Annotated in this window: 11 protein-coding genes; 2 read left to right on the top strand and 9 right to left on the bottom strand. The window is 64.5% G+C overall.

Features of this window, described 5'->3' with window-relative positions:
- Positions 1 to 40 precede the first annotated feature (40 nt).
- Positions 41 to 3,031 (top strand): alpha-mannosidase, encoded by a 2,991-nt coding sequence (locus ACSKT0_RS00900; protein ID WP_437772094.1) that lies wholly within the window; start codon positions 41 to 43, stop codon positions 3,029 to 3,031.
- Positions 3,032 to 3,344: 313 nt separating this feature from the next.
- On the opposite strand, the gene ACSKT0_RS00895 is transcribed toward ACSKT0_RS00900, so the two are convergent.
- The 5 genes from ACSKT0_RS00895 to ACSKT0_RS00875 all read right to left on the bottom strand — a co-directional run bounded on the left by ACSKT0_RS00895 (position 3,345) and on the right by ACSKT0_RS00875 (position 12,620).
- Positions 3,345 to 3,554: a YegP family protein gene (locus ACSKT0_RS00895; protein ID WP_437772093.1), complete on the bottom strand. Its 210-nt coding sequence runs from the start codon at positions 3,552 to 3,554 to the stop codon at positions 3,345 to 3,347.
- Positions 3,555 to 3,616: 62 nt separating this feature from the next.
- Complete coding sequence (locus ACSKT0_RS00890) at positions 3,617 to 4,576, bottom strand: class C sortase (protein WP_437772092.1); 960 nt, start codon at positions 4,574 to 4,576, stop codon at positions 3,617 to 3,619.
- A 99-nt stretch (positions 4,577 to 4,675) separates the two neighbouring features.
- Positions 4,676 to 6,169 carry a SpaH/EbpB family LPXTG-anchored major pilin gene (locus ACSKT0_RS00885; protein ID WP_437772091.1) on the bottom strand — a complete coding sequence of 498 codons (1,494 nt, stop codon included), beginning with the start codon at positions 6,167 to 6,169 and terminating at the stop codon, positions 4,676 to 4,678.
- A 44-nt stretch (positions 6,170 to 6,213) separates the two neighbouring features.
- Complete coding sequence (locus ACSKT0_RS00880) at positions 6,214 to 9,750, bottom strand: SpaA isopeptide-forming pilin-related protein (protein ID WP_437772090.1); 3,537 nt, start codon at positions 9,748 to 9,750, stop codon at positions 6,214 to 6,216.
- 239 nt (positions 9,751 to 9,989) lie between these two features.
- Positions 9,990 to 12,620 carry a SpaH/EbpB family LPXTG-anchored major pilin gene (locus ACSKT0_RS00875; RefSeq protein WP_437772089.1) on the bottom strand — a complete coding sequence of 877 codons (2,631 nt, stop codon included), beginning with the start codon at positions 12,618 to 12,620 and terminating at the stop codon, positions 9,990 to 9,992.
- A 121-nt stretch (positions 12,621 to 12,741) separates the two neighbouring features.
- Between ACSKT0_RS00875 and ACSKT0_RS00870 the strand changes: the two genes are divergently transcribed.
- On the top strand, positions 12,742 to 13,149 hold the full coding sequence (locus ACSKT0_RS00870) for a hypothetical protein (RefSeq protein WP_437772088.1): 408 nt from the start codon (positions 12,742 to 12,744) through the stop codon (positions 13,147 to 13,149).
- A gap of 251 nt (positions 13,150 to 13,400) precedes the next feature.
- Here the strand turns inward: ACSKT0_RS00870 and ACSKT0_RS00865 are convergent, their stop codons facing one another.
- The 4 genes from ACSKT0_RS00865 to ACSKT0_RS00850 all read right to left on the bottom strand — a co-directional run bounded on the left by ACSKT0_RS00865 (position 13,401) and on the right by ACSKT0_RS00850 (position 17,879).
- Positions 13,401 to 13,757: a GNAT family N-acetyltransferase gene (locus ACSKT0_RS00865; protein ID WP_437772087.1), complete on the bottom strand. Its 357-nt coding sequence runs from the start codon at positions 13,755 to 13,757 to the stop codon at positions 13,401 to 13,403.
- A complete protein-coding gene (locus ACSKT0_RS00860) occupies positions 13,754 to 15,100 on the bottom strand; it encodes an acyltransferase family protein (RefSeq protein ID WP_437772086.1) in 1,347 nt (448 codons plus the stop codon). Before ACSKT0_RS00860 ends, ACSKT0_RS00865 begins: the two co-directional genes overlap by 4 nt.
- 143 nt (positions 15,101 to 15,243) lie before the next feature.
- The gene (locus tag ACSKT0_RS00855; protein WP_437772085.1) at positions 15,244 to 16,455 is read right to left on the bottom strand and encodes an amidohydrolase; all 1,212 of its coding nucleotides are present in this window, start codon (positions 16,453 to 16,455) and stop codon (positions 15,244 to 15,246) included.
- On the bottom strand, positions 16,452 to 17,879 hold the full coding sequence (locus ACSKT0_RS00850) for an MFS transporter (RefSeq protein WP_437772084.1): 1,428 nt from the start codon (positions 17,877 to 17,879) through the stop codon (positions 16,452 to 16,454). Before ACSKT0_RS00850 ends, ACSKT0_RS00855 begins: the two co-directional genes overlap by 4 nt.
- Positions 17,880 to 18,021 lie beyond the last annotated feature (142 nt).

The raw sequence follows: 18,021 nt of genomic DNA, 5'->3' as shown, positions 1-18,021 counted from the left end.
GTTTTAGTACACCATCAGCGTCGAGCCCGGAGAACCGACTATGCATGATGACACCCCGCTCACAATCGGTCGCGTCAAGCGCGTCCTCGAGGAGCGCATCCGTCCGGCGATCCACTCGGCATCCGTGCCTCTGGCCGTCGAGATCCACGAGCTCGCCGGCGAGCCGATCAGTCCTGCCGACGGGCTCGCGCTCGAGTACGCGCAGGGGGCCGTCGGAGTGCCATGGGGTCCCGCCTGGGGCACCACCTGGTTCCGGCTCACCGGTCGTGTGCCGGCCGAGTGGGCAGGGCGCACGGTCGAAGCCATCATCGACCTCGGGTTCGATGTCAACATGGCAGGTTTCCAGTGCGAGGCGCTCGTCTATCGCGCCGACGGCACTCCGGTGAAGAGCATCAACCCCCGCAACCAGTGGATCCCGGTCACCGAGGCGGCCGACGGCAACGAGGCCGTCGAACTGTACCTCGAAGCGGCATCCAACCCCGTGCTGCTCGACTACCATCCCTTCCTCCCGACGCAGGAGGGCGACATCCTCACCTCGTCTGCGGAGCCGCTCTACCGCACGCGCCGGATGGATCTCGTTGTCTTCGAGCAGGAGGTCTTCGAGCTCTCGCTCGACGTCGACGTCCTGTTCGAGCTGCAGGCCGAGCTTCCACCCACCTCCCCGCGGCGCATGAGAATCCTGCAGGCCGTGGATGATGCCCTCGACGTGCTCGACCTTCAGCACATCGCCGCGACCGCTGCGGACGCCCGCGCGAAGCTCGCCGACGTGCTCGCGGCTCCCGCCGAGGCCAGCGCCCATCGCATCTCGGCCATCGGACACGCACATATCGACTCCGCCTGGCTGTGGCCGGTCCGCGAGACGATCCGCAAGGTCGCCCGTACCTCGTCGTCAATGACGGCGCTACTGGAAGAGCAGCCGGAGTTCCAATTCGGCATGTCCAGCGCGCAGCAGTACGCGTGGCTCAAGGAGCACCGCCCCGAAGTGTTCGAACGAGTGAAGGTAGCTGTGGCCGACGGTCGCTTCCTGCCACTTGGCGGCATGTGGGTCGAGTCCGACACGGTGATGCCGACGGGTGAGTCGCTCGTGCGGCAGTTCTTGCACGGTCAGCGGTTCTTCGAGCGGGAGTTCGGCTTCCGCTCGAAGGGCGTCTGGTTGCCCGACAGCTTCGGCTACTCGTCGGCACTGCCGCAGCTTATGCGCCGCGCCGGCTTCGAGTGGTTTTTCACGCAGAAGATCTCCTGGAATCAGCAGAACGTCTTCCCGCACCACACGTTCCTGTGGGAGGGCATCGACGGCTCGCGGATCTTCACGCACTTCCCGTCTATGGACACCTACAACTCGCAGCTGAGCGGGATGGAGGTCGCCAAGGCGTCGCGCCAGTTCAAAGAGAACCGGGTCAGCTCCCGGTCCATCGCGCCCGTGGGCTGGGGTGACGGCGGCGGCGGCACGACGCGCGAGATGACGGGCCGCGCCCGACGCCTTCAGAACCTCGAGGGCAGCGCCCAAGTCGTCTGGGAACATCCCGACGTCTTCTTCGACGCCGCCAAGGCAGAGCTCCCGCACCCGGCTGTCTGGGTCGGCGAGTTGTACCTCGAACTGCACCGCGGCACTCTCACCAGCCAGCACGGGACCAAGTCACGCCACCGCCGGGCCGAGCACGCACTCATCGAGGCCGAGTTGTGGGCGGCGACGGCTGCCGTCCGCACGGGGACCGAGTACCCTCACGCTGAATTCGAGCAGCTGTGGCAGCAGGTGCTGCTGCACGAGTTCCACGACATCCTTCCCGGTACCTCCATCGCCTGGGTGCACCGCGAGGCGGTCGCCGTCCTCGACGACGTGATCGCCAGGGCCCGGGCTATCGCGGATGCTGCGCGCCAATCGCTCGCCGGAGACGGCGACCGTGAGCTCGTGTTCTCGCCGGCGTCGGTTGCCGGTCCGCTGCCGCTCGGCGCCACCGCGGCCGTCGCCTCGGATGACCGGGTCACGCTCGACGACTCGAGCGACGGCATCGTGCTTGAGAACGCGCTCGTGCGCGTGCACATCTCCAAAGAGGGCCTGGTGGTCTCCGCGGTAGATCTGCGGACCGGACGCGACGCCGTCGCCGATGGCCGCGCTGCGAACCTGCTGCAGCTGCACCAGGACTTCCCGAACATGTGGGACGCCTGGGACATTGACCGCTACTACCGGAACAGCGTCACCGAGCTGCGCGATGTTACCTGCATCTGCTCGCGGCTCACCCAGGCCGGCGCCGAAGTGGTCATCGATCGCACGTTCTCCAAGTCGGCCATCACCCAGACGATCACGCTGGCACCCGGTTCGCGGACGCTGCAGATCGTCAACGACATCGACTGGAACGAGGCCGAAAAGCTGCTCAAACTCGCGTTCCCGCTCGACGTTCAGGCGCCACACTCCGAGGCCGAGACCCAGTTCGGCTATCAGTCGCGCGTCACGCACACGAACACGAGCTGGGAGGCGGCGAAGTTCGAGACGTCGATGCACCGCTTCGTCCTGGTGCGCGAGGCCGACTTCGGCGTCGCCCTCGTGAACGACTCGATCTACGGCTACGACACCTCCCGCGAGGTGGCGGACGATTCGGTGACGACGACCGTGCGGCTCTCGCTGCTTCGGGCACCGCGCTTCCCTGACCCCGACGCCGACCACGGACGCCACGTCATCACGATCGGCATGGTGATCGGCGCTGGTCCTGCCGAGGCCACTCAAGCGGGCGTCGAGCTGAACGCCCCAGGGACCGTAGTCCGGGGCGGTCACGACGTCGCGCCGCTGGTCTCGGTCCAGGGCGAAGGGATCGTCGTTTCCTGCGTGAAACTCGCCGAAGATAGCTCGGGCGACCTTATCGTGCGCGTCTACGAGTCGCTTGGTCGTCGCACGAACGGAGAGCTGTCGGTCGACTTCCCGCACCGCGAGGTGCGTGAAGTGAGCCTCATCGAGGACGCCTTGGACGGTGCGCGCCTCGGTGGCGAGTTGCGACTGCGGCCGTTCGAGGTGCGCACCCTGCGCGTCGTGCGCTGAGGGGCGTCCATCGGCCGACGCCCGGAGTGGCGTGCGGCTGGGGGTCTCAGATCCAGCCGCACGCCGTGCAGGGATCCTTGGACCCCTGCACATGCCCTTGGCCGTGGGTCGCATGGGGGCACACGACCACATGTGGGCACGGCCTGACATGCGGTCCATCGAGAATGGACGCCTCCGTAGCGGCCCCCAACAGGTCCGCGAGGATTCTCATTCCTTCGCATGCCAGGCACTAACTTTGTGTCGCAGTGGTGTGAATCGTGTCGCGAACTTCGCAAAATATTTCCGGAAGTCCGTCGAAATGCTGGGTCATGACTCAGTCCGTTGGGTGGTTCTCCGGCATCGAAGCGGTGAGATCAACGATGTGCCCGTGGAGCGCTGCCTCGCGCACTGACCAGATCGCAGCAATTGCCGCATCCTCGTCCTCAAAAGGCTCGGAGGTGAGCAGCACGTCCCCATTTCCTGTGACGAGCTGGAACCTCAGGCAGGCATCCGCGTCAACGTAGAGATTGAATTGTGTGGCCATTGTGGTGCTTCCTTGTCTGGAGGTAGGCGCCCTCAGGCCCTTGCGTGCCCGGAGCGTTTGAATCATCGGTTGCGTCGGTGGTTCCACGCACGGGAAGCCAGGTAGAACGCCAGCAGTCCGCCGACGAAATACGCCGCCCAGAACGGGAATCCGGTGTCGGCTTGGCGTCCAGCGAGGGTTTTCTGTTCCGGGGCGTCTTTGGGGATGTCTGCGATCCGGGAGGCGCGGACGAGGAGCCGGTGTGAGTTCACTCCGATGGGGGTGCACGTGATCAGGGTGATGGAGTCCTGGCCCGGGGTGATTTTCAGTGAGGAAACGTCATCCGGTTTGACCACGTCGATCCTGTTCACCGTGTAGAGGAACGTGTGGTCCATGACTTCGGTGGAGAAGATGTCACCCGTTTTCGCACTGTGGAGGGGGTTGAAGAGTTCCGCGTTCGGGATCCCCGAGTGCGATGTCAGAACGCTGTGAGTGCCGGAGCCGCCTACGGGAAGGGAGGAACCGTAGAGGTGGCCCACGCCTTTGGCCAGGACCTCGTCACTGGTCCCGTGGAAGATCGGCAGGTCGATTTTCACGGAGGGGTACCGGAATCTGCCGACCACCTCGTCGTTGGCGACATTCAACTGGCTCCGATAGTCCTTCAGTCGCTCTTCCAAAGCCGTCGCGGGGGCGTGCGGGGAGTAAGGGTCCCGCAGCTGACCAGCGGGGACACGGGAGTTGTATTCGCGTGCCCGGTCCAAGACTTTCGTCCGGGCCGAGGGCTCGAGTTGATCGACTTCCTGCGCGTAGCCGGAAAGTTTGCTGTTGTGCGAGATTGAGCTGAACCAGTCGGCTGCCTGGGGGTACAGGATCAGGCCAAACCCGACGGCCGCGATGACCATCATCGTCACAAATCTCCGGTCAGCACGGCCGCGCCGCATGCTCGTGCGCCTACGTAACACCTTGCGGGTCTTGGTGCGCCCGGGGTGGTCTTTCGGGCCGGTTTCGGAACCCTCCATGAATTCCTCGAGGGTTTGAGTCATTTGGGCCTCTTGCTTTGATGGACGGGAGCAGTATGGGGCATCCACCAGTTGGTGGATGCCCCATACCCTGCATCAAGGGGAGCAGGTCACGCGCAGTGCTTATTTTGCTTCGGTGCGCTTCCGGCGGCCGGTGACCGTGAAGAGGCCTGCGCCTGCGAGCACGAGGACCCCGCCGGCGGTCAGGGCCCAGGTACCCACGCCACCGGTGAGCGGCAGCGCGAATCCGGCGGCGTTCGCCAGGACGTTCTCGATCGTCACCGTCACGGTCGAGGGGTCAGTGCCGGTGACCGCGGTCTCGACCGGCTGGGCAAGCAGCGCATACCCGGTCGGGGCCTTGGTCTCTACCAGCCAGTACGACTGGTAGCCGGGCTGGCCCGGGCCCACTGGCGCCCCGTTGGCCCAGTTGGAGTAGCGCAGGCCCGAGATCACCAGGTTGCCGCCGGCATCGGTGGTCCAGGAACTGGTCCCTCCGACGCTGATAGCGTTGGTGCCGGCCAGCGCATCAGCCTGGGTCCGGTACACCGAGAACACCGCACCGGCCAGTGCCGCGGAACTCTGGGAATCCTTCTTGTGCAGCACGATGTTGCCCCACTTGGTGATCACCGGCGCGGTCACGGCCGGGCCGCCGGCCTGGCCCGCGGCGATGGTGAAGCTGGCCGCGTTCGGGTAGACAAGAGCCGTGTTCGTGATCTCACCGACCGTGTTCACGGTGGCGTTCACCGTGACCAGGACCTTGGCCGTGGGGTTCGCAGCCAGGATGGCCCGGCCGCTGGCGGTGAAATCGACAGTGAGGGTGTTCGAGGCCGCATCGAAGACGATGGTGTAGTCCGTCCGCGGCGGCGTTGACATAGCATTCACCGTCAACGCCGCGTTGTTGGACAGCGCCACCGTCGAGTCGCTGTAGCTCAGCTTCGAATCAAGCTTGTCCACGACCCGGTACCCATCGATCGGGTTGACATTCGGGATGTCGGAGCTGATGGTCCACTGCACGGTATCGCCGAGCTTGACCACCGACGCATCGTTAACGGTCTTCGTGGCTGTCGTCACGGCGTTCTTGGGGTAGACGTTCACGTCGTACATCCAGCCGTTCCCCCCGGCGGGGTCCGTCATGGGAATCGTCACCAGGAACGGGGCCGAGGGAGTCACACCGGCCGGGTAGCCGGTCTCCGTCACCAGATACAGGCCCAGCGGGAGATTCCCCAGGGTCGCCGTCCCGGCCGCGCCGGTCGTGGCCGTCGAACCCGGGCCCGCCGCCTGCCCCGCGGCCTGAGCCGGAGTCAGCGCAGCCGCCGCAGCCCAGCCCGCATTCGTCGCCAGGTCAATGTCGTTCACCTTCTGCACCGTGAACGTCACCCCAGCCATCGGGGTCAGTGCCGCGGTCTGGGCCGGGGTCAATGCCGTTCCGTCGCTGGGCAAGCCGGTCGCCGTCGCCGGCTTCTCATACTTATGGATGGTCAGAGAACCTGTCTTGGACGGATCGATGTTCGCGGTATTTGCCGCGCTTGCACCTCCCGCCCCGAGAGCAAGCATGCCCGCTGAGGCTATTGCGGCCAGGGAGGCTATTATGCTGCGCCTCGCCTTCGATGATTTCATCGTGTTCCTTTCTTGTTTCCCCCATTGATTTGCGCCGATCTGCGCTACGGAGTTTGGGTTTGTGGGGACTTGTTCGCTCGCCCGAAGATGATGAGGGCGAGGGAAATCATGAGGAGCAGTAGTCCTGCGAGGGTCGCTGCGAAGAGGCCGGGAGTGCCTGGCACGCCGGCCGATGGGAGTTTGACGGCGGCCATGTCAAGAACGGTGATGGTCGAGCCGTTGACTGTTACTGACGTTCCCGCGGTGGCCGTGTCCAAGACGATGGCGCCGTTCGCCGCAACGGTGAACTTCACGGGGGTCGCGAGGAGCGAGTAACCGTTCGGGGCTTTGGTTTCGAGCAGCCAGTACGTTCCTGGGGTCAGGTTCCTGACCTCGACCAGTCCGGGTGACCCGGACACATCGCTGTTCACTCCGACAACTGTCGTGCCCATTTGCCCGGCAGCATCATTGCGGATCTCAAAGCTCGAGCCGGTCAGCGGGACGGTGGAACCCTGGACTGACCCGGCTCCTGCTTTTTGCACGAACAGGTGGCCGGTAGTGGGATTCGTGGTAAAGCAGGCCGGGTCCAGCGGCGCCGCACTGTCCGTGACGCACCGTGCCGGAGGGATGACACCGTTGCCGGTTACCCCGTTCTTCAGGGTGACGAGCCACGCAGTGGGGTTGACCGTGACCGTGTAGCTCAAAACCGCCGTGCCATTGCCGGGCAGAGTAAATGGCAGGGTGACCAGCTTGCTGTCAGCACCGGGATCAGGAACTGCGAGTGGGGTGCCGCCATCGATGGTCAGTCCCACCGAACCTGCGGTGAATGTGGCGTTGTTCAGTACCTGGCCCAGGTCATCGCTAAGGATGACACCAGAGATGGGATTCACGGTGGAACTGGTGGCTGTCACCGTGTAGGTGATCACCCTGTTTGCAGCCGGGTCGCCCGGGTTGATGGACGTTCCCGAGGCCGGGGACGCAGACTTGCCGAGCCTCCACGAGCCCACGGGATTAACAGTGCAGGTGGTGCTGCTGGCCGCGCAACTCGTTGGTGGGGTGGTGTCAGTCGAGGGCGTCAGGTAGTTCTCGAGCGAAGCGTTGCCCAGGGAGCCGGTGCTATTGACCTTCACTTGATAGGTCACCACGCTTTTCGCGCCGGCAGCCACGGTGCCCGTGATGGCCAGGGTCGGTGCTGCCGCTGCGGAGGTGTCGGCAACGGAGAGTGCGACACCTCCCGTGGTGGTCGCGTTGATGGAGTTGGCCACAAAGGAAGAGGCATCCAGGACCTCCCCGAGCCAGTCGGTGTAACTGACAGGGGCCGGGGCGGTGCCGTTCGTGTTGTCGAAGGCCAGCGTGTACGTCAGAGCCTGCCCGGACTGGACCATGATCCCGGCCGCCGGATCCACGCTCTTGGAGGCCACCAAATTGGGCAGGAGGGTACCGCAGGCGGCGTTGTCCGTCGTCGGGCCTTGTTCCTGGCCTCCCGGCAGGGAGACGGAGTTGAACAGGCCGGTCCCGGGGCCGGCGCAGGCCGTTGGCTGGTTGGTGTTCGTGTAGTGGAACGTCACCGCGAGGCTGAAGCTGTGCGTGACTCCCGGGCCGATGGCGACACCCGGCTGGGTCAGCGAATATGGGCCGGGGGTCGGGGACGAGCCGCTGGCAGGGGCCCCGGCCCCGGACGTTGTCCAGGCAGCACGCGTGACAGCCAGGTTCGACGCGAATGCCGGGGTGTCGGTCAGGGCACCGTAGGTGCCGGCGGCCGAGCCCGTGTTGGAGACGGTGACGGTGTAGTTGGCGACATAATTGCCGTTCGTATCCGGACCGGTGACCGCGCCTGCCTGCTTGGCCGCATTGATGATGGGCATTGCGAGAGCCCTGTTTGACAAGGTACAGGCGATGTTGGCCCCGGCCACCGGCGTGATGGCCAGCGATCCGGTGAAAATTGCACCGTTCGGCAAACCGGATTGCAATCCGGACGAGTCCGTACAGGCGATGGTGCTGGCATAGTTCGCCAGGTTCGCGGTCCCGGCGGCCGCTTCGGTGAGCGTGTACGTTGTTCCGGCCGTGGCCGCGTAAGCGCCGGTGGTGCCGGATCCCGCAGTTACTGATGATCCCGTACCAGTCGTGGTCGAGCTCGCAGTGCTGTTGACCACGGTGCCATTCGGGCCGCCGGTGCGGATCTGCATCGTGAACTGATCCGTCGCCGCCTGACGCGGCGCCCCGAGCGCCTTCGTCAACGTGATCCGCGGCGCCCGGACCGTCAAAGTGGCGTCCGTCGGCGGGCTGAGGTTGGTCACGATGTTGGCCGGACCGTTGACATACGTCCCTTCCGCGGATGCCGTCACATTGAACGTGGTGGTGCAGGACGCCTGCCCCAAGGCAAGATCCCCGCCGGTGGCCGTGAAGACATTCGACCCAGCAACCCCCGTCCTGACGAACGCCGCACCCCCCTGCTGGACACACGTCCCGCCGATCGCAGGGTTCTGGGCGATCACGACACCGGCAGGCAGCGTGTCCGTGATGCTCCAGTCGTTCTTCGTGTTCAGCTCACTCGTATTGGTCACCGTCAGGGTCACCGTCGAGGTCTGGCCCGGAGCGATCAGCGCCGGGCTGAACGACTTGTCCAACTGCGGCGTCACGTCCACGAGGCTGATGTTGCTGAACGCCCCGTCGTTGCCGACGGTGGACCCGTTCGTGTTATACATCTCCAGGCCGATACTCGTGCCGGTCGCTTGGAATGCCTGGTTTGTGGTCATGGAAGCGATCTTCACGTTCCTGGTGACGGTGCCGAAGTTTCCGCCGACATTGCTCGTCACCGTCTGCGTGTAGGTCTGTACGTTCGGGGTGCTGGCTGACGAGCAGCCGTTGAGCGGAGTACCCAGGTTCCTGATGACCGCGCCGGTGAGGGGATCAACGGTGGCGAATTGGTAACCCGGGTCAGTGCTTGGCGCACCGCAGTTTATGTACGCGGTGTTGACGCTGAAGGCGTAGTAGTGGCCGGGGACCGTCGCGATTGGCTGGGCAGTTTTGAACATGACGCTGCCAGTGGCGACATTCGGGCCGACCGGCAAGACGTCACAGTCGCCGGTATCCCTCAAGGTGGTCGGGCACTCCGTGTACGAGCTCACCACGTTGTAGGTCGACGGCGAGCCTGGATCGAACTGCTGCCCCATCGCCAAAGCCAGCATCCGAAGGAACTGGTAACCGTTAGCCCAGGGGGCCTCCGAGCACCGACCGTTGGCGCCGGAGTCCGAGGGCCCGGTACCGGACAGAGCCCAAGAGGGAGCCGCCGAATTGGAGTAGTTCAGAATGATACCGTTGCAGCGGTTTCCGTTGATCCATTTAGGCGATCCGGTGTAGGTCTGGCCGGTCTGACTGAGATAGAGCGTTGACCCGGCTGCAGAGTACGACTTCGCCCCGTATGCCGTTGTATCCGGAGAAGCATTGAAGTCTTCCGTAAAAACCGGTGTAGCTGCCTGGGGCACGCCCGGGGTGCCCGGCGTCGCATTCGCGGGTGAAGGCAGGGCGCCGCCCAGGCCAAGGCAGACGATCGTGGCGGCGAGGAGAATTGCCAGCAGCTTGGCTGGAAGGGACTGCTTCATAGGCTTTTCTTGCATCACTTTCGGGAGCAGGCACGCAGATGGTCTCTAGCCTTCAAGTGCGCGCTTCCCACGATTCGTGTCGCAGAAAACAGATTCAATTTTTTTGAATTAAGTGGGGAAAAACGGCCACCCACTAAAGTAGTAGGAGTTATTCGCGGATCGTGACGCGAAAATCAGAAAATATTTTCAGAACGTGACATCGCTCGCTCAGGTTCCGGGCAGCCAGCACCGCGGAGTGCTTATTTTGTTTCGGTGCGCTTCCGGCGGCCGGTGACCGTGAACAGGCCTGCGCCTGCGAGCACGAGGATCCCGCCCGCGGTCAGGGCCCAGGTTCCCACGCCACCGGTGAGCGGCAGCCGGAATCCGGCGGCGTTCGCCAGGACATTCTCGACCGTCACCGTCACGGTCGAGGGGTCAGTGCCGGTGACCGCGGTCTCGACCGGCTCCGCGAGCAGCGCATACCCGGCCGGGGCCTTCGTCTCCACCAGCCAGTAGGACTGGTAGCCGGCCTCGCCCGTGCCCACGGCCGCCCCGTTGGCCCAGCCGGAGTACCGCAGACCGGAGATCACCAGGTTGCCAGTGGCATCGGTGGTCCAGGAACTGGCACCTCCGACGCTGATAGCGTTGGTGCCCGCCAGCGCATCGACCCGGCTCGGATACACCGAGAACACCGCACCCGCCAAGGCCGCCGAACTCTGGGAATCCTTCTTGTGCAGCACGATGTTGCCCCACTTGGTCACTACCGGAGGCGTGGCCACCGGACCGCCGGGCTGGCCCGGGGTGATCGCGAAACTGGCCGCGTTCGGGTAGACAAGGGCCGTGTTCGCGACCTCACCGACCGCGTTCACCGTGGTGTTCACCGTGACCATGACTTTCGCGGTGGGGTTGGCGGCCAGGATGGCCCGGCCGCTGACGGTGAAGTCGACCGTGAGGGTATTCGTGGCCGCGTCGGGGACGATGGTGTAGTCCGTGCCCAGGGTTAGGGTAGTCCCGTTGGAGAGCGCCACCGTCGAGTCGCTGTAGCTCAGCTTCGAATCAAGCTTGTCCACCACCCGGTACCCATCGATCGGGTTGACATTCGTGATGTCGGAGCTGATGGTCCACTGCACGTTGTCGCCGAGCTTGACCACCGACGCATCGTTAACGGTCTTCGTCGCTGTCGTCACGGCGTTCTTCGGGTAGACGTTCACGTCGTACATCCAGCCGTTCCCACCAGCGGGGTCCGTCATGGGAATCGTCACCAGGAACGGGGCCGAAGGAGTCACACCGGCCGGGTAGCCGGTTTCCGTCACAAGATACAGGCCCAGCGGGAGATTCCCCAGGGTCGCCGTCCCGGCCGCGCCGGTCGTGGCCGTCGAACCCGGGCCCGCCGCCTGCCCCGCGGCCTGAGCCGGAGTCAGCGCAGCCGCCGCAGCCCAGCCCGCATTCGTCGCCAGGTCAATGTCGTTCACCTTCTGCACCGTGAACGTCACCCCAGCCATCGGGGTCAGTCCCTGCAACTGCGCGGCGGTCAAAACCGTTCCGTCGCTGGGCAAGCCGGTCGCCGTCGCCGGCTTCTCATACTTATGGATCGTCAACGAACCCGTCTGCCGGATCGGGGTTGTGATGACGGTTCCTGAATCAACCACTCTGACCGTCTCCTGCGGCACAGGAACCGCCTCTGGCACGATTGGCGCGGGCGCCGGGGGTTGCGGCGCCGCGATGGCGGACGGGGCCGCCGTCGGCGCCGGGCTCGGTGCGGGTGCCATCGGGGCCGTCGGGGCCGGTTGCGGCAAGGACTGTTGGACCGACGGCGCGCCGCTCGCAACATCGGCTTCAGCGAGTGGCGTCGGGCCGGTCTGTCCCAGCCACGCGAGGATGCCCCCAATCACGAGGCCGCCCATGACCAACGCGGCAGCTGCCATCGTCCAAAATCCACCCACCGACCGCAGTCCGGCGGCGATCGGTGCGGCCCCTGCCGGAAGGAACGTCTTAGGAAGGAACGTCTTGGAAAGGAATGGCTCCGGGAGAACCCCTCCAGGAAGAAGCGACTCCAGGAGTACGGTTCCGGGGAAAAATCCGGCGGTCACTGCCGGAGTAAAGACCACCCCGACCACCAAGGGGAAGACAAGCGCCCGCATGCCTGCCTGGACGTCGTTGAGTTCCACCAGTACAGCCATGCACTTCGGACACTCCTCCAGGTGGGCCTTGACCTTTTCGTACGAGGCGCGTTTCAGGCCGCCGCGGGCGTACTTTCCCAGCTGGCTCGAAAATTCAACGCATGAGTCGTCGCTGGCCACCTTGATGTGGTTTTGCAGGTAGGCCTGCCTGAGCCCCTCGCGCGCCCGGATCACGAGCGAGGAGACGCCGTTGGGGCTCAATCCTATAAATGGTGCGGCTGCGGCGGGTTTCAGGCCTTCGATGTCCACGTGCCAGAGGGCCGCCTGCCAGCGTTCCGGAAGCGACTTGAACGCCTTCGCCATGGTGCTGGATTCAAAGGCGTCCAGAACGGTGTCCGCGTCGAGGGCAACGGTATCCAAGGCGTCGACGTCGCTCACGCTCTGGGTACGCCTGGCCTTCCGGTTCCGGTCGTAGGCAATTCGCCGCACTGCAGTCAGAAGATAGGAGCGGAAGAACTGGTCGGGTCCCTTGCCCTCAGTCAGGGCTTGGAAAATCGAGGCAAACGCCTCGGACACGACGTCGTCGGCGTCGCTGACATTGTCCGTCTGGGCCCGGGCAACGAACTGGGCTGCCGCCAAATGCCGCTGGAACAGCACATCGAAGGCGGAAACATCGCCGTCACGCACCATGGCCATGATTTGAGGGTCGCTGTGCCGCACGGCCATCGACGCGTCTCCGCCATTCGAACCGTCCTCTGAAACCTGCCCCATAACCATCCAGTGTGACATCCGAAATTGCATTTGACTTGATTCTTACGCAGGGACAGGTTCTCAACCGCAGCGACTTTCACCCGCGGCAACACGATTCCGCCCCGAGCCACACTCAACTGGCATGACCCGACTCCGCTCAGGAACGCTTGCCCGAAAGAAGGAAGTCGGGAATATTGTCCTCGTTTACGGGGCAGACAAGTCGGCGGCGGCCCCAGGGGAGACCATTACCTTCTCCGCCTGGATCATCAACGATTCCAAGGTCCAACTCCGCAATGTGTGCCTCATTCCTCGCTCCTTTACCAATGAAGGAATGGAGAGCCTTGATTACACGTCCAGGCCACAAGACGGTGACCTGCACATCGGAACGTTGTCCGCCGGGGAATCAGCGATATTGAGCTTTTCGTACCTGGTCAGTGCCTCCGATCACCTGCACGGCGGCGAAATTATCAGCGCCATGGGAGTCACTGGCATGTCCCGCGGCCGGGCAATCCGCGACGAACACGACGCCATTGTCGCCCTCAAACGATAGATCTTAGGCAAAACTGCGTCACGATCCCGCGTCTGCGCCCACTCACTAATGACCCGACCACTCAATGCACTCGACGGGAAGTTCAGATGATTCAACGCACGCCGCGGGCCCGCGACGGCAGTTCCAGGGTGTTCTATGTGACCCTTGATTGCAGGGACGGGGTTCACGCGGCGTGCGCTGTATGCCATTGCCTTTGCCACGCGCACGGGCACGCGCCTGGTGTGCTGCGGCAGCACAGCCCGGCGGACTGACTATTCGTTGTCCGGTTCCCCCACCGGCGCCTCCGGCGGCCAATCGACGTCGAGCTCGTAGCCCTCATGCTTGCGCAGATAGGCGGCAATGAACGGGCAATGCGGAATGATCCGCTTGCCGGAGGCGACCACGTCGTCCAGGGCAAAGTGCGCCAGGACCTTTGCCAGCCCGCGGCCTTTGAACTTCAAGCGCGTCTCGGTGTGGAGGAAGTCGATGTGGCCGGGTTTGTCCATAAACTGCGAGATCACGGCTACTTCACCGTCAACAAGAAGCTCGTAGCGGTGGAATTTGTCGTTCCGGACCGTTGTCACGTCCGGGCTGAACGACTCTGCGGTTGAATCCGTGAACTCAGTCATGAGTCGAGATTCGCACGTAAACCGGGCTCTGGCAATGGCACGGCAGGGGCATCGGGAACCGCTGCGGAAAGGACTCCGGCCGGCACCCGTCCCAGCAGTAGCACACCCAGCGCGAAGCACGCCGCTCCCCCACCAAGAAGGGTCAGCGTGAGTCCGTTGAAGGCGGCGTCCACCACCGGAATGAAGACCACGACGCCGGCAGTCACCACCGCGACGTGCGTCCTGCCGCGCGCGTGGCTGGCCGCCGTCGGGCGCTCTTCAAGCCTGCCGCACAGCAGCAGGACCGGGAGCAAGAGGAGGAGGACGCCGACCAGCACCAATGGGCGGGCCCACCACCATTCGGCCGTACCTGCCGCCGGTTTGGGGAAGTCCGTGAGGAGAAGCAGCCCCGCCATGGCTGCGAGCAGCGGCAAATGCCACAGATAGACCGTCATGGACCGCCGGCCCGCCACGGCCACGACCCAACGGATCCAGCGCACCCCAGCCACCCAGGCAAGGGCGGGACGCAGCAATTGGAGCGTTGCCGCCTGGGACAGACCCAAGAGCAGCATGCAGAAGTTGGGCGGATTCAGGTCCACAATCATATTTCCGGAGTAGACCCCGATCCCGGTCACGAACCCCAGCAGAAGGTTGCTTCCCACGATCAACCCCGCGAACCAGCCCCGGCTGCGTCCGGCGAAGATGCCATCGGCAATGAAGAAGCCGAATTGCTGGACCGCACACCACACAAACAGCATGTTGACGAAAGCGAGCATCGGAAACGCCCCGCGCAGGGAGTCAAGGGTGATCACGGCGGCCACGAGCCCGCCGAGGGTCAACCAAGGGGAATGTCCGTGCAGCCGGGCCAGCAAGGGAACGCTGAGTTGAGTTGCGAGGTACGCGGCTAGGAACCACAGGGGCATGCCCGCCCCAGTCGCGATGAGCTGGACCACTTCCGGGTCGACGCCAAGCAGTCTTGCGGCCCACAACCCCACGAACATCGAGGCCAGCAACGCAGTTGCCGGACGGATGAGGCGCAAAAGCCTCAGTTGCGCATAATCGACGCCGGAGCCGCCGCGCGCGCGCAGGCGACGCCATGACTCCAGTCCCGTGATGCCGCCAAGGACGAAGAACAGCGGCATCACTTGGAACACCCACAAGACGGGTTCGAACCAGTGCTGTTCCATGAGCGTGTTTTCGGTGGTGACAGTGCCGTCCGCGTGCAGGACCGGGCTGACCATCATGCAATGCGAGAGCACCACCAGAATGAGGCAGAAGAACCGGGCGAGATCGATCACGGGATCACGTGAGCGGCCAAATGCGGCCATACCCGCCGACGTCTTTTGTTGCCTCGAGAATCCCATCGCACTCCTTCGCGAACTGCTGAGATCATTGTCCGCCCGCTCGACGGCGGGAACCAGACCGTGCGACGGTGTGAATTCGTGGGTGCGGCCCGTGGGCTGCGTTCCGGAACGCAGCGGTAGAGCCGCACCCACCATCACCGCGTTTAGCGATGGACGTTCAGCAGCCGTTCCCGTTGCCGCGGATCGATTGCCGCAGCACTGGCGGCGAGGGCCAGGCCGAAGGCACCGTCCAGGACCGCCCGGTCCGCGGAGGCCGACGAGCCGTGGGCAGCGAACTCGGCGGTGTGGTGGGCGGCCCCGCCAACGTCGTAGCCGAGCAGCGGATGGATGCTTGGGACCAGTTGCGAGACGTTGCCCATATCCGTGGAAGCCACTGGCTCTTCGTTGAACGCTACGGCCCTCCCTCGCGCGGACATCGCTTCGCGGTAGGCCTCGGAAAGGTACCGGTCCTGCCTGAGCTCAGCGTAGGCATTGCCCTTCGGCGTGACCTTGAGCGTGCTCCCACTGGCAAGGGCGCCCGCTTCCAGGCAGCGCCGCACGCGTTCCTCGATCACGCGCAGCTTCTTGATGCTGGGTGAACGCATTTCGACGTTTGCCCGTGCCCGCTCGGGTATGACGTTGACGGCGCTCCCGCCTTCCGTCACGATCAACGAAACAACCGTGCCGGGCGGAAGCTGCTGCCGCGCCAACGCAATGGCGGTCTGTGCAATCACGAGCGCGTCGAGGGCATTGACCCCCTCGGATGGAGCGGCCGCGGCATGCGCAGGGCGGCCTTCGTAGAGCACGTCCCACATACCCATGGCCAGGGATGAGCCGCCGATGACATCTTCGGCGCCGGCATGGGCCATCATCGCGAGGGAGACGTCCTCGAAGAAACCCTCGCCAATGAGGTCCACCTTGCCCCCGCTGGTCTCTTCCGCGGGGGTGCCAAGGACCTTGACTGTGATCCCGAGTTCATCGGCGACGGAAGCGAGCGCGAGTGCCGCCCCCACAGCACAGGCCGCGTTCACGTTGTGTCCGCAGGCATGCCCGATGGTGGGCAACGCGTCGTACTCAACACACAACGCGACCACCAGCTCACCCGTCCCGAACCTCGCGCTGAAGGAAGCAGGGAGCAGCGGCTGCGGACCGTCAAAGTTGAACCCCGCGCTCCGGAGCAGGCGGCAAACCCGCTTGGCGGCCCGGAACTCCTGCCCGCTGAGTTCGGGATCGGCGTGGATCGCGTGGCTCAGGCCAAGGATTTCCGGCTCCCAGCGCTCCAGAGCGGCAGAAACGGAGCGCTCGACGGCGGTCAAGGAGGCGGTGGCGGGCGTTGCGGTTTCCAGGGAAGCGGCTTTCGCGGCAGCAGCTTTCATGCGGCGACCCCTGCGGCCGCCGCGGTTTGCACCTTCGGGTAACGGGCCGCTGCTGCCGCAGCAATCAGGGCTGCGATGGCCAGGGCAATCCAGATGGAAAGGAGCCCGCCCTCGCTGATGTGCCCTGACTGGACTGAAGACGAAGAGATGAGCTTCACGACGGCGGCGCCCACCGCGATGCCCACGGACAGCGCCAGTTCGTTGAGGCCGGCCGCCGTCGCAGTTTCCTCCAGCGGAACGCCTTCCACGGACAGAGCCCGGGTTCCTGCCTGGTACATGCCAAGGCTTAGGTTGAACATGGCGAATCCGGTGCAGTAGCCGGCCAGGGAGCCGTGCGCAGCTGCCATGACCAGGAAGCCGCCCGCCAACAGGAGCCCGGCAAAAACCAGGGTGGCCCGTTCGCCGAACAGGCTGAGTGCCTTTGAGGTCAGAAGGGAGGCGAGCAGTGAGAGCACGGATGCGACGGCCAGGACGATGGCAATCATGAGCGGGCTGAGCGCGAAGCCGTAGCCTGTCTTGTCCGGGTTTGAATACAGGAAGATCCCGTTCGTACCGAAGTAGCTGATGGAGGCAAAACCGAAGAAGAAGGTGGCGAGCGAGACCGTCCGGATGCGCGGGATGGCAAGCATCCGTAGGTCCATGAAGCGCATCCCGCTGACGTTGCGGGCGTCCAGGACCACCCAGTAGGCCAACAGCGCGAGGCCGATGATTCCGGATCCGAGGGTCTTGACATCCAGCCAACCCCAGTCAGGTCCCATCGAAAGAGCCACGACAAAGCCGATCAGTCCGAGGGAACACGCCAGGAGCGGCACCAGGGCGAGTCCCTCGCGGGTGGGGGTTCCGGCGTCGGGCAGAACGAATGAGCAAAGCAGCCCCACAACCGCGAACGGCACAGCAACCCAGAAACCGAGGGTGGGATCGTCGACGCCGATGATCCCGGCAAGCAGGCCCCCTGCGCCAACCATGATCATGAGCATTCCGATCATCACGCTAACGCCGGTGCGCGTCTGCGCCGGGCTGCTCACCCGCAGGATGCCCATCATGAGAGGGATGAAGCCGACCACGCACGTGAGCATGACGACGCCGATTGTCACCGTCCACACCGAGGGCCACAACGCCATTATGAGGACACCGGCCGCGACTACCACCGTCGACCACCGGAGTACGAGCCGGTAGCCGTAGCTGTCGCCGAGCCGCGAGATGATCGGCGTGAGCACGGCAAAGCTCACGTTGGAGATCAGGAAAATGCCGTTGATGGTGGGGTCGTCGATCGAAAAGCTGGGCCCGAGGGCGGGGAGGATCGGGTTCAGGTAACCCTGGGTGACTCCACTGAGCGACTCGATCAGGGCCATCGCCACGATCATTCCCGTGATGGTCCGGCGAGCGACCGCCGCCGTCGCTGGAGGTGCTGTCTTGCTTGCCATGTGCTTCCTTGAGTGTTGGGGGCGAAGTTGCCTGGGCGTTGGGATGCGAGTGGGTGATGCGAGTCACAACGCTAGGTCCACCGTCTACACTGGCTAGGAATTTGTTTGAAATCCTCTGAGAATCGCGAATTTTGAAGGAATC

This window comes from Arthrobacter sp. KNU40, assembly GCF_051515115.1.
GTDB lineage: Bacteria > Actinomycetota > Actinomycetes > Actinomycetales > Micrococcaceae > Arthrobacter.
This window is presented reverse-complemented; position numbering and strand designations above follow the sequence as displayed.